This window comes from Roseobacter sp. (assembly GCF_039970775.1).
In the GTDB taxonomy this organism is placed as follows: Bacteria; Pseudomonadota; Alphaproteobacteria; order Rhodobacterales; family Rhodobacteraceae; genus Roseobacter.
In genome coordinates, this window is the sequence record NZ_JBDVLG010000047.1 from 1 (window position 1) to 11,748 (window position 11,748).

At 55.8% G+C, this 11,748-nt stretch carries 11 protein-coding genes, 1 tRNA gene and 1 pseudogene; 8 read left to right on the plus strand and 5 right to left on the minus strand.

Annotation, left to right across the window (positions count from 1 at the left end):
* Positions 1–206 (plus strand): annotated as a pseudogene (locus ABJH13_RS11510) (resolvase); the annotation flags it as partial.
* Here ABJH13_RS11510 and ABJH13_RS11515 read toward each other — a convergent pair.
* A tRNA-Leu gene (locus tag ABJH13_RS11515) sits at positions 185–268 on the minus strand. The pseudogene ABJH13_RS11510 and the gene ABJH13_RS11515 sit on opposite strands and share 22 nt — an antisense overlap.
* Before the next feature lie 239 nt (positions 269–507).
* Between ABJH13_RS11515 and ABJH13_RS11520 the strand changes: the two genes are divergently transcribed.
* Complete coding sequence (locus tag ABJH13_RS11520; protein ID WP_348406358.1) at positions 508–1,011, plus strand: Hint domain-containing protein; 504 nt, start codon at positions 508–510, stop codon at positions 1,009–1,011.
* Between the two features lie 448 nt (positions 1,012–1,459).
* On the opposite strand, the gene ABJH13_RS11525 is transcribed toward ABJH13_RS11520, so the two are convergent.
* On the minus strand, positions 1,460–2,164 hold the full coding sequence (locus ABJH13_RS11525) for a hypothetical protein (RefSeq protein ID WP_348406359.1): 705 nt from the start codon (positions 2,162–2,164) through the stop codon (positions 1,460–1,462).
* Between the two features lie 645 nt (positions 2,165–2,809).
* Between ABJH13_RS11525 and ABJH13_RS11530 the strand changes: the two genes are divergently transcribed.
* Positions 2,810–3,148: a P-II family nitrogen regulator gene (locus tag ABJH13_RS11530; protein WP_348406360.1), complete on the plus strand. Its 339-nt coding sequence runs from the start codon at positions 2,810–2,812 to the stop codon at positions 3,146–3,148.
* A 42-nt stretch (positions 3,149–3,190) separates the two neighbouring features.
* Positions 3,191–4,594, plus strand: coding sequence for a type I glutamate--ammonia ligase (gene glnA, locus ABJH13_RS11535; RefSeq protein ID WP_348406361.1), 1,404 nt, complete (start codon positions 3,191–3,193; stop codon positions 4,592–4,594).
* Between the two features lie 247 nt (positions 4,595–4,841).
* Here glnA and ABJH13_RS11540 read toward each other — a convergent pair whose 3' ends face one another.
* On the minus strand, positions 4,842–5,573 hold the full coding sequence (locus tag ABJH13_RS11540; RefSeq protein ID WP_348406362.1) for a DUF3445 domain-containing protein: 732 nt from the start codon (positions 5,571–5,573) through the stop codon (positions 4,842–4,844).
* Between the two features lie 363 nt (positions 5,574–5,936).
* Between ABJH13_RS11540 and ABJH13_RS11545 the strand changes: the two genes are divergently transcribed.
* Positions 5,937–7,151 (plus strand): bifunctional alpha/beta hydrolase/OsmC family protein, encoded by a 1,215-nt coding sequence (locus tag ABJH13_RS11545; RefSeq protein ID WP_348406363.1) that lies wholly within the window; start codon positions 5,937–5,939, stop codon positions 7,149–7,151.
* A gap of 86 nt (positions 7,152–7,237) precedes the next feature.
* Here the strand turns inward: ABJH13_RS11545 and ABJH13_RS11550 are convergent, their stop codons facing one another.
* Together ABJH13_RS11550 and ABJH13_RS11555 are read right to left on the minus strand one after the other, a co-directional pair.
* A complete protein-coding gene (locus ABJH13_RS11550; protein ID WP_348406364.1) occupies positions 7,238–7,843 on the minus strand; it encodes a biotin transporter BioY in 606 nt (201 codons plus the stop codon).
* Between the two features lie 60 nt (positions 7,844–7,903).
* The gene (locus ABJH13_RS11555; protein ID WP_348406365.1) at positions 7,904–8,317 is read right to left on the minus strand and encodes a DUF6314 family protein; all 414 of its coding nucleotides are present in this window, start codon (positions 8,315–8,317) and stop codon (positions 7,904–7,906) included.
* Positions 8,318–8,409: 92 nt separating this feature from the next.
* Between ABJH13_RS11555 and purB the strand changes: the two genes are divergently transcribed.
* From purB to ABJH13_RS11570, 3 genes are all read left to right on the plus strand, one after another.
* On the plus strand, positions 8,410–9,714 hold the full coding sequence (gene purB / locus ABJH13_RS11560) for an adenylosuccinate lyase (protein WP_348406366.1): 1,305 nt from the start codon (positions 8,410–8,412) through the stop codon (positions 9,712–9,714).
* A gap of 121 nt (positions 9,715–9,835) precedes the next feature.
* A complete protein-coding gene (locus ABJH13_RS11565) occupies positions 9,836–10,360 on the plus strand; it encodes a tetratricopeptide repeat protein (RefSeq protein ID WP_348406367.1) in 525 nt (174 codons plus the stop codon).
* A 94-nt stretch (positions 10,361–10,454) separates the two neighbouring features.
* Positions 10,455–11,513, plus strand: a complete 1,059-nt coding sequence (locus tag ABJH13_RS11570) for a FliG C-terminal domain-containing protein (protein ID WP_348406368.1) — start codon at positions 10,455–10,457, stop codon at positions 11,511–11,513.
* The last annotated feature ends 235 nt before the right edge of the window (positions 11,514–11,748 follow it).

Consider the following 11,748-nt stretch of genomic DNA (forward strand, 5'->3'; position numbering starts at 1 on the left):
CCCTCACATTCCTCGCGAACCCCTTTAAACTATGGGAACCAGGGTGCATTCACCTGCGTCGGGTGGTGCTCAAACTGGCCTTCACCGACCACATCAAATACTGCCGAATTGAGGGTGCTAGAACCACCAAAATAGCGTTTCCATTCAAAGCCTTAGAAGGGATTGGAGGTAGTTATTTAGTAAATGGTGCGGGCGAAAGGACTTGAACCTTCACTCCGTAAGGAACTGGTACCTAAAACCAGCGCGTCTACCATTCCGCCACGCCCGCACTTGCGCTGATGCATAGCGATCAGATTTGCCGAACGCAAGTGTTTGTGGACGATCCCTGACCCAAACCAGTGCAGTGGCCCAAAACAGCACCAACATGTGCAAACCGGCCCGATTGGCACCGTTGAAAACCCCGGACACAAGGTTCGGCCTCCAAGAGGTCTCAGCCCACAACTGCGGCATTAAGCTGACGTTATGACGAATGTGTTTTACTCCGAGATGTCAAAAAGGATGAAACAGATGACGTCGAGACCCTCCGCGCACACCACCCCCGCAGATCACCACACCCGCGCCGATATCGGTTTTGCCGGGCTTGTGTCAGGCGCGCATGTCTTGTCGCTAAAGGGCGAACAACCGGTAGAGGCGCTTGGCGTGGGCGATCACGTGCTAACGCGCTCTGGTGCGGTCCGCATCCGGCACATTGATGTGGTCAGTGTGGTGGTTCCGACGGTCTACGTGATTGCAGGCTCGCTTGGCCACGCCCGTACAGATCGCGATGCCCTGCTAACAGCGGATCAGACAGTATACTTACACGATTGGCGCGCCTTGGCACTTTATGGTCAGCATACCGCGTTGGCGCGCATCGGCGATCTCATCGATGGCGAGTTTGTGCGCGATCTGGGACAGCAGGTCGTCACGGTGTATCGCATTTTTTGCGCCATGCCGCGCATGTTCTACGCAGACGGGCTAGAGGTGGGTACAGCAGATGCCGTGCACCGCCCCCTGAACCGGCGCGCAGCGTAGCCCTGATTAATCCCTACATCTCCATGGGTGAAAATTTTGCTGCTGTCAATTTCTGGACTGAGTCATACCCTGGGGCCCATTTTCGTTGGCTCATTCTTGTAAGCCCAAACCAGCGTGTGGTGTAGTCTTATACCTCTTCCATAACTTCAGAAGGATACGAGCCAAGCGCTTTGGTCCTTACAATTCGGTTGAAACACGCGGCGTAGCCGTACCAATGTGGGCTACCGGACTGGTATCGCCGCACCGGTGCGAACAAGCATCACTTTAGTCGTTATAGGCACAATCAAAGTGGCCACTACTTAGCGTAACTCCCGTAGTCAGAACTCCGCGGACTGTCCGGTCGCCTACGAAATAAGAATGTATACCAAGTCGGGCTTCGAAATACGCTCTCGAAACCTACTGTTTCAATGCAGTAGGTTGCTGCTATCTGTTTTAGGATCAGTAGCTGCTACCCAGCCGTGTCACACCTATAGAGGATTTGCCTAGTCTGCTTTGTCGTTCCGCTCGATGTCGTCCGTGTGCCAAAACCTAAGTCTTTATTGATCGAGGCTCTTCCGGTGAAGCTCGGATTTCCCTGACGTGCACAGAATGCGCCAACGCGACGTCGTATCTCTGTTTCGCCTACGTCCTTTGTGAAAAACATCACCTCCAGCGTCGGAATATAGCCGCCTGCTTCCCAGGGGAACACTAGGTAGACACCCTGACGATCACCGAGACTAGGGAATACATTTTCGATAAGCGCGGTTCTGCGTTCAAGTGCCTTCTGGGGGTCAGCGGTGCATGCGGCGAGTATCACAGTAGAAATGACAAGGAATGACAAAATTTTCACTTGGAGCTTTCGTTTAATTGACTGAAATTCAAACAAACTCTTAGACCCAATTTCCTTTTTTGTCTCCAAAAAAATTTTACGAACCTTTTGGAAATTGCGTTCCACAATACCCCATCGTGGTTTTTGACTACGTTGATGCGTTAAACATACTGTACCGTATTCCGTATCGCGCATCGAAACACACGATGCGATCACTAAGAACATAGATACCAACGGTGCCCCGATCACCAATCTGTCGAGCCTCAATCCAGTGTCCTGTCCTAAGATCGGAAGTGCTGTGCGTACACCGCGCTTGCTGGCATGAACGAGGTCGGCAAGCCCCATGCGCTCCTTGCCGAGGTCAATGCCATCAACTATTCGGTAATTGGATTACTCTCGTCGCTCAGCTTAGGTTGATGCCCAATGCAAGCCTCGCCGTTTCCAAACGTTCGACACGCAAACCGATGCTGGCAGATCTGCACCTCACAGCCCATTTCGCGGCATAGACCTACAACAACCGCCCCATCAAAAACTCCATCCTCACTGCTGAGAGGGGGATTTCTCTTACAAACATCCGCATACCCCAGCAAGGATTACGCCCTGCAGGAAACGCAAGCCGAACCACGCACCTTCAAGTTCTCTCTCGCGAAAAATCAAAAAGCCTTCGTACGCTCGCAACCATCGCGCTAAACAGCTAGACACGCGGCATTGACTAAAGACGTCGCACCGAAGCCTACGGCATTTCAGGCTTAGAACGCGACCTGACCCAATCGCACTTGCTTTAAAGCACTGCTTCCGCGTGGCGGCTGAAATTTTAGTCAGATTCGAAATAAAAGTTATAATTTTGACCGTTATTTGTGCTTAACGATTGAAAATTGAGCAAATATCGACCAAATCAAGATCAGATCGCGGTCAGGTTACGTCCATGCATGGACCGTCCCTACGCGAAATGATCTGGAACGGTCGGAACGTTAAGGCAGGGAGGCCCCCATGAAGAAAATCGAAGCGGTGATTAAGCCGTTCAAACTCGACGAAGTCAAAGAGGCCTTGCAAGACGTGGGTGTTCAAGGGCTTTCGGTGATCGAAGTTAAAGGCTTTGGCCGTCAAAAAGGCCACACGGAATTGTACCGTGGCGCTGAATATGTTGTCGATTTCCTGCCCAAAGTGAAAATCGAAATCGTTTTGGATGACGACCTGGTCGATGCTGCCATCGAGGCCATCGTGGGCGCCGCCAAGACCGAAAAAATCGGCGATGGCAAAATTTTTGTCACGCCTGTTGAACAATCGATCCGCATCCGCACCGGCGAGACGGGATCAGACGCGCTCTGAGCGCGCATAGATTATCATTCCAACCAAGAGGGATATACGAGAATGAGCACCGAGCTACTGAAGATGATCAAGGATGACGGTGTCGAATACGTCGACATCCGCTTTACAGACCCACGCGGCAAACTGCAGCACGTGACGGTCGTTTCTGATCTGGTTGACGAAGATTTCCTCGAAGAAGGCTTTATGTTCGACGGTTCGTCGATCGCGGGCTGGAAATCGATCGAAAATTCCGACATGAAGCTGATGCCAGACGTCAGCAGCGCCTACATTGACCCGTTCTACGCGGAAAAAACTGTCTGCCTGCACTGCTCGGTTGTTGAGCCCGACACAGGCGAAGCCTACGACCGCGACCCACGCGGCACAGCCCAAAAAGCAGAAGCCTACCTGAAATCTTCGGGCATTGGTGATGTTGCATATTTTGGCCCCGAAGCGGAATTCTTCCTCTTCGACAACGTCAAATACTCGAACTCGATCAACAAAGTGTCCTACGAAGTTGATGCGTCCGACGCGTCCTGGAACACCGACACCGATTACGAGATGGGCAACATGGGCCACCGTCCGGGCGTCAAGGGCGGTTATTTCCCTGTGAACCCAACCGACGAAGCCCAAGACCTGCGCTCGGAAATGCTGTCGACAATGAAACGTCTCGGCATGAAAGTGGACAAGCACCACCACGAAGTTGCGTCTTGTCAGCACGAGCTGGGCTTGATCTTTGACAGCCTGACCAAACAGGCCGACGAGCTGCAGAAATACAAATACGTGATCCACAACGTGGCCCACGCCTATGGCAAATCCGCAACCTTCATGCCCAAGCCGATCTATGGCGACAACGGCACCGGCATGCACTGCAACATGTCTATCTGGAAAGACGGCAAGCCGTTGTTTGCAGGCGACAAATACGCAGATCTGTCCGACGAAGCACTCTGGTTCATTGGTGGCATCCTGACACACGCCAAAGCGTTGAATGCCTTCACCAACCCTGCGACCAACAGCTACAAACGTCTGATCCCAGGCTTCGAAGCTCCCGTTCTGCGCGCCTATTCTGCACGCAACCGGTCGGGTTGTGTTCGGATCCCATGGACCGAAAGCCCCAAAGCCAAGCGCGTTGAGGCCCGTTTCCCGGATCCAGCAGCAAACCCATACCTGTGCTTCGCTGCGCTGTTGATGGCCGGCCTTGACGGCATCAAAAGCAAGATCGACCCTGGCGAGGCGATGGACAAAAACCTCTATGATCTGCCCGCCGAAGAGCTGGCCGGTATCCCAACCGTCTGTGGCAGCTTGCGCGAAGCCATGGAAGAACTTCAGGCCGATATGGACTTCCTGCTGGCCGGTGACGTGTTCACCAAAGACCAGATCGAAGGCTACATCGAACTGAAGATGGAAGAAATCGAGACCTACGAGCACACACCACACCCCGTCGAATTCGGGATGTACTACAGCTGCTAATCGCGGTCCCCATCTTGTAGGGGCACCAGCGAAGGTTGAAAATCACAAAGGCGCAGGGTCCACCTGCGCCTTTTTCACGTCACGCTCGCCGGTAAATTGATCCAAAACGGTGCCACGGGCGGGCGCCGGCCATTCCCTTGGCTGGCGCCTCACAAAAAGAATGGCCCCGTCCACAGGACGTGGCCTCCGCTGGATCACGTTCTGGAAAAACAATCCGGCAGGCATCAAGGCCCCCAAACTCCGCGGCCTACCCGCCGGACGCCACCACATAGGTGTGGATGGAAAACACCACTGCCCGCGTTTGCGGCAACCGCAAAATACATTGGCGTTCCGCGCGCTGATAGGCCGCCTCGGTCGCACCTGGCGCAACCCGTCGCGGTTCTTGCACCGATCGCGGCTGGTGCAACTCGGGGTCATCATACCACAGCCGGTTAAACCGCCAAAGCGGCCGACCGACCTGCACCCCATCGAAAAGTCGCTGCACCCGCCGCGCGATACTGTCGTCATAGACGTCGACGGTATCATGTATCCCCACCAACGGCCGCCCCACTTTTTCGTGCAATCGCCAGCTGGCAGGGAAACACAACATAGCCGCTAGCAACACATGTTCGGCACCGCGTTTGTCGAGAATACAGATATCTTCCTGCACCAACCGCCCTAACACCATCAACGGCGGGTCGCGCAAGTCAACCGTCACACCATCGGGGCAGTGGCAATGCATCTTACTCAGCTCAAAACCCAACGATGGCAGTACCTTAACCGCCTCATCTAACGTTTCCGTTGCGGCATCCTGCGCGGTTGGATCCTGCCAGTAAACGGCGTCTCGGTGGTAGTCGATAAGGGCCCGGCGATGCGCCATCTGGGCTGCATAGGCGTCATCCACACGCAACCACAGCGCATCTCCCAAGGGCTGCACCCCCGGCAATGCGCGCTCCTGCGCCATGTCGTCAGGAATCGCGGTTTGCAAAATCTCGGTCATGACATGGCTCTAGCCGTCTTGATGCACGCTGTCTTCACAAAAAGCACCGCAAGGAAACGCGCGACGACGCCACCTGATCGAGGACAGTCACGCGCGGCCTTTTTGCTGACAGAGACATTGGCGTCTTAGGGTACACGTTCGTTTCAAAACGTCGAACCCATCGATTTTTCGATCCTGCCTATTTTGGATTTACATCTGGCCTATTCGTCACTGTTTATCCCAAACACCTGCGCGTTTCAGCATGGTTTCACCCCGCAAAGCGCAACATAATCATCTATTTCGTCACCTCCTCGTGATCGCAGTGACACAGGCCTTGCAAGCCGGCACCCACGGCCCCAATCTGATCACGGAAGGAGTGCAGCCATGCCCACAGAACGGATCACATTCACAGGTCACAACGGTGCGCGGCTCGCGGCGCGTCTTGACCTCCCCGAGGGGCCGCACCTGGCCACTGCGCTCTTTGCGCATTGCTTTACCTGCAGCAAAGACATCCCCGCAGCCAGACGCATCGCCGCGCGGTTATCGTCCATGGGGATCGCCGTTTTACGGTTTGATTTCACCGGCCTGGGCCACTCGCAGGGCGAATTCGCCAATACCTCTTTTACCTCCAATGTCGGTGACCTGATCGCCGCCAACGCCTACCTGATCGAACGCGGTATGACGCCCGCGCTCTTGATCGGGCACTCGTTGGGCGGCGCGGCCGTGCTCAAGGCCACCGCACAGCTCGACAATATCGCAGCCGTGGCAACGCTGGGTGCGCCCTTCGACCCCGGACATGTGACCCATAATTTCGCCAAATCCCTCCCAGAAATCATGGAAAACGGCTCCGCTATGGTCTCCTTGGGCGGGCGTGACTTCCGGATCGGCAAGACCTTTGTCGAGGATGTCGCCCAAGAAACGCTTTCCTCGTCTATCGGTGCGCTAAATGCCGCCTTGCTGGTGCTCCATGCCCCCCGTGACGAAATCGTATCAATCGATAACGCGGGTCAGATTTTCAGCGCCGCCAAACATCCCAAAAGCTTCGTGACCCTGGACACCGCCGACCATCTCGTCACCCGGCCAGAAGACGCTGAATACGCCGCAGATGTCATTGCCACATGGGTCCGCCGGTATGTGAAACTGTCGCCCCCTGCTCCGCCCCCCGGCGCCCCCGAAGGCGTATTGCGGATCTCCGAATCCGACCCAGACGGGTTTCTCACCGATATAACATCATCCGATGGCCACCACCTGCTGGCCGATGAACCGCGCGCGTACGGCGGCACCAACAAAGGCCTCAGCCCCTACGGCTTCCTATCTTCCGGCCTCGGGGCGTGTACCTCCATGACCCTGCGCATGTACGCCCGCCGCAAGGGCTGGCCGCTCACGCATGTGTCGGTGGATGTCTGCCACAACAAAGTCCACGCCCAAGACGCCGACACCTCCATCGGCCAGCAGATAGACACTTGGAAACGGCGCATCACCCTCTCAGGTGATCTCAGCGCGGACCAACGCGCCCGCTTGCTGGAAATCGCCGACAAATGCCCCGTGCACAGAACCCTCGAGCGCAGCTCGACCGTGATCACCGAACTGGTCGACTAACGGGCTCGCGGTGCCACACGCACCTACAAAAAAAGAGGCGCCGCCCGCTTGGGCCGCGCCTCTCATTTTAATAACAGGGCTGCGTCTTAGCTGCGGGCCCGGCCCACCAGCTTCCAAACCGCAGGCAAGGTCAACGCTGCAAGCGCCAGTTTGATCCCATCCCCAAACAAGAACGGCGTCAAACCCCACGCCAAGATCGGTTTATCCCAACCATAAAGCTGCCCCAGCCACAACAGGCCCGGTACATACAGCAGCACATTGCCCAGCAACATCGCCAGCGCCATCCAACCCATCGACCGGTCCCAGCCGCGTTGCGCCAGCGTCCCCAGCAACAGCGTCGCCATCACGTAGCCCACCAGATACCCGCCGGTGCCGCCCATCATATAGGCAATCCCGTTCAGCTCAGCCGTAGAGCTTTGGAACACGTCAAACCCCAGCGCACCGATGATCATATAGGCCAAAATCGTGGTCAGACCCAGCCGCGCACCATAGGCGGCACCCACTGTCAAAACCGCAAATGTGCCCATGTTCATCAAAACGGGTGATCCCGGAACCGGCACCTTGATATTGGCCGCCAAGGTGATCAACGCGACCCCAAGAACAACCAAAACGGCCTGTTTGATGCGGCGCGCGGTGCCATCTGCCGGGCCAAAACGGTCGGCCAGAACGGCGTGAGAAGCGGTAAGTTGCATGGGCTGTATCTCCATTTTCAGCGAAACTTGCCCCTTCAATGCCGCAGCACCCGGCCCGGTTCAAGCCCTCTTACACGCGCGGCGCTTATATTCGCTGGTCATTTCATAAGATTTCTTGGGCCCCGTGACCTGCCAAACCGTCGAAAACGAGGGCCAGGCGGCAAAATCATAGGTCACATTGTAGGTATCAGGGTCACACCAATGCTCGGCGGTGCCGCCGCCATCTGGGACGTGGTGGAAAAACCGACCGTCCTCGAAAAACACATCCACCCCCGCACGCCATATATAACGCCGCTCGGCTTGCATCGGGGGGCTTGCCGGCATTTGCAGATGCCCATGCTCGCGGTAGATCATCCCCTGCGGGTCCGGCGTCCATATGGCCTCGCCGGTAAATGTGGCGCGCGTCCCGTCCCCATGCCGGATTGTCCGGTGCAACGCCCAGACCCCTTCAAAATCCGCCAGTATTCGGGTCATTGATCGCATTTCGTCGGGCTCCTGCCTTGTGGCTCTACCCTGCGCAGTTTATGAGCGCGAGCATCCCGATACAAATACCAAAAGGTGCCCCGATGATCCCCCGCTATTCCCGCCCTGACATGGTTGCCATCTGGTCTCCGGAAACGAAATTCCGCATTTGGTATGAAATCGAAGCCCACGCCTGTGATGCAATGGCGGATCTGGGTGTGATCCCGCGCGAAAACGCGGATGCCGTCTGGAAGGCCAAAGATGTCGAATTCGACGTGGCCCGTATCGACGAAATCGAAGCGGTCACCAAACACGACGTCATCGCCTTTTTGACGCATCTGGCAGAACATGTCGGATCAGACGAGGCGCGGTTTGTGCATCAGGGCATGACCAGCTCGGACGTGCTTGACACCTGCTTCAACGTGCAACTGACCCGCGCAGCCGATCTGCTGATCGCAGACCTAAAGGGCCTGCTGGCCGCATTGAAACGCCGCGCGCTGGAACACAAAGACACCGTTCGCATCGGCCGCAGCCACGGTATCCACGCCGAACCCACAACAATGGGTCTGACGTTTGCACGGTTTTATGCCGAAATGGACCGCAACCTGACGCGTTTGATCACGGCACGTGCCGAGATTGCCACCGGTGCGATTTCTGGCGCGGTGGGCACTTTCGCCAACATCGACCCCGCCGTCGAAGAACATGTCTGCGCCAAACTGGGACTAGAGCCCGAACCCATCAGCACGCAGGTGATCCCGCGCGACCGCCACGCCGCGTTTTTCGCGACGCTTGGGGTTGTCGGGTCTTCGATCGAAAACATCGCGACAGAAGTGCGCCACATGCAGCGGACCGAAGTGCTTGAGGCCGAAGAGTTCTTCTCGGCGGGGCAAAAAGGGTCCTCCGCGATGCCGCACAAACGCAACCCTGTGCTGACCGAAAACCTCACCGGTCTGGCGCGTTTGGTGCGTATGGCCGTTGTGCCCGCAATGGAAAACGTGGCCCTGTGGCATGAGCGCGATATTTCCCACAGCTCTGTAGAGCGCAATATTGGCCCCGACACCACGATCACGCTGGATTTTGCGTTGTCGCGCCTGACATCTGTTGTCGACAAACTGGTGATTTACCCAGACAACATGCTGGCCAATATGAATAAATTCCGTGGCTTGGTGATGAGCCAACGTGTTTTGTTAGCGTTGACCCAAGCCGGCGTAAGCCGCGAAGACGCCTACAAACTGGTGCAACGCAATGCGATGAAAGTTTGGGAAGAAGGCAAGGATTTCAAAACGGAACTGCTGGCTGACGCTGGCGTTCTGGCAGCGCTAAGTGCCAGTGAAATCGAAGAAAAATTCGACCTTGGCTATCACACCAAACATGTAGACACGATCTTTGCGCGTGTGTTCAAAGATTAATTTGCGCCAACGCATGGGCACAAACCATAAAAAAACATGCGATCACGGTTTCGTGATCGCATAAAATCATCGGCTGACCTGTAATCTTCGTACAAGTGTAAATCATTGCAAGGAACGACCGATGCGTAATCTTTTATCTGTAGTTTTTCTTATCCCGTCGATGGCGCTGGCAGCGGGCGGCGGCGGTGGCGATGCCCCGCCAAAAAAACCCGTGGCAAGCTGTGACGGCGCGCAGGTCTACGACGAAAAGACAAAGACCTGCGTGAACCCCAAGGAAAGCAATCTGGGCGTTGACGAGATATACCTTGCTGTGCGCCAGTTAGCCTATGCTGGCCGCTACCTTGACGCGCAAACCCTGACGCAGGCCCTGCCCCAAGACCATATGGGACGTTTGACCTATATGGGGTTCACGCATCGCAAGATGGGCAATGTGGATTTGGCGATGACTTATTACCAACAAGCCATCGCGGAAAACCCAGCTAATATTTTGGCACGGTCTTATATGGGTCAGGGTCTGGTAGAGGCCGGTGATATGGTCGGCGCGCTGACGCAATTGCGTGCAATCAAGGCACATGGCGGTGCAGGCACATGGTCCGAAGCGTCGCTGCAAACAGCGATCGCGACAGGCACCACTTATAGTTACTAATTTCTCGATTTATTGTCGCTGACTTCAGCCAATCTTTAACCTTTACGCGCTAGAACAAAACAAGATCAGAGACAGGCGAGTGAAGATGACAGATATGGTTCCGATGGCCCCGTTCCCGGCACTTCCGGGAGCGGACACCCCCCCTCCGGCCAAGCTTTCGCGCAAAGCCAAGGCCGCGATCGTCGTTCGACTTTTGCTCAACGAAGGCGCTGATATCCCGCTGGAGGATTTGCCAGAAGATCTGCAGGCACAGTTGACCAAGCAAATGGGATCCATGCGTTTGGTCGATCGTGGCACGCTGGCTAGCGTTGTGTCCGAATTTGCCGATGAACTTGATAGCATAGGATTGTCATTCCCTGGTGGGATTGCAGGCGCGCTCGATTCGCTCGATGGGCGGATTTCAAAACAGACTGCGGCGCGCCTGCGCAAAGAGGCTGGTGTCCGCCAATACGGCGACCCATGGGCCCGCCTGCGCGACATGAGCACCGACAAGCTTTTACCTGTCTTGGAAAACGAGAGTATCGAAGTCGCCGCCGTTTTACTGTCCAAAATTGACGTCCCCCGTGCGGCCGAACTGTTGGGCCAATTGCCCGGCCCAAAGGCGCGCCGCATCACCTATGCTGTATCCCAAACCAGCGCGGTGACACCTGACGCCGTCGACCGCATTGGGCTATCATTGATGACCCAGCTTGATGCCAAGCCATTGAGCGCTTTCGACACTGGCCCAGTAGAACGGGTTGGCGCGATCCTCAATTCGGCACAGACCGTCACACGAGACGACGTACTTGAAGGATTGGATGAGGCTGATGCCGGGTTTGCAGACTTGGTGCGCAAGGCGATCTTTACCTTCGGTAACATTCCCAAACGGATCGCATCTCGCGATATCCCGCGGGTTGTTCGCGAACTGGAGCAAGAGATTCTCGTGACTGCACTGGCAGGTGCAGAAGCCGCCGGTATGAAAGACAGCGCAGAATTTATCCTAGAGAACATGTCTGGCCGTATGGCAGATCAACTGCGCGAAGAGATCGGTGATCGCGAGAAAGTGAAACAGGCTGAGTGCGAAGAAGCTATGGCGGAAATTGTCGCCAAGATCCGCGAAATGGAATCGTCGGGCGAACTTCTCTTGATCGTCTCAGATGAGGACGAAGGTTAAATCGGCGCGCACCCAGTCTACAATAGAAACTGTGCCTATCAAGTACCCCGCAACGCAACAAGCCCAAGCGCCCCGGTGAAATTGGATCAAGCCAACGGAAGTGTCTGAAACTCTTTGTATGGGGTTCGGCCCATGCTATTGAGACGGGTCATCTGTTGAACCGTTCTGGATAAAGAATGGCGAACTGATTGCGAGCGGCAACCCATTCCCTGACGCACCACCCAGCTTTCTCAAA

Bases quoted from the DNA above. Each gene is read 5' to 3' on its own strand.
- ABJH13_RS11520 (WP_348406358.1), top strand. From the start codon at position 508: ATGACGTCGAGACCCTCCGCGCACACCACCCCCGCAGATCACCACACC.
- ABJH13_RS11525 (WP_348406359.1), bottom strand. From the start codon at position 2,164: ATGGGGCTTGCCGACCTCGTTCATGCCAGCAAGCGCGGTGTACGCACA.
- ABJH13_RS11530 (WP_348406360.1), top strand. From the start codon at position 2,810: ATGAAGAAAATCGAAGCGGTGATTAAGCCGTTCAAACTCGACGAAGTC.
- glnA (WP_348406361.1), top strand. From the start codon at position 3,191: ATGAGCACCGAGCTACTGAAGATGATCAAGGATGACGGTGTCGAATAC.
- ABJH13_RS11540 (WP_348406362.1), bottom strand. From the start codon at position 5,573: ATGACCGAGATTTTGCAAACCGCGATTCCTGACGACATGGCGCAGGAG.
- ABJH13_RS11545 (WP_348406363.1), top strand. From the start codon at position 5,937: ATGCCCACAGAACGGATCACATTCACAGGTCACAACGGTGCGCGGCTC.
- ABJH13_RS11550 (WP_348406364.1), bottom strand. From the start codon at position 7,843: ATGCAACTTACCGCTTCTCACGCCGTTCTGGCCGACCGTTTTGGCCCG.
- ABJH13_RS11555 (WP_348406365.1), bottom strand. From the start codon at position 8,317: ATGACCCGAATACTGGCGGATTTTGAAGGGGTCTGGGCGTTGCACCGG.
- purB (WP_348406366.1), top strand. From the start codon at position 8,410: ATGATCCCCCGCTATTCCCGCCCTGACATGGTTGCCATCTGGTCTCCG.
- ABJH13_RS11565 (WP_348406367.1), top strand. From the start codon at position 9,836: ATGCGTAATCTTTTATCTGTAGTTTTTCTTATCCCGTCGATGGCGCTG.
- ABJH13_RS11570 (WP_348406368.1), top strand. From the start codon at position 10,455: ATGGTTCCGATGGCCCCGTTCCCGGCACTTCCGGGAGCGGACACCCCC.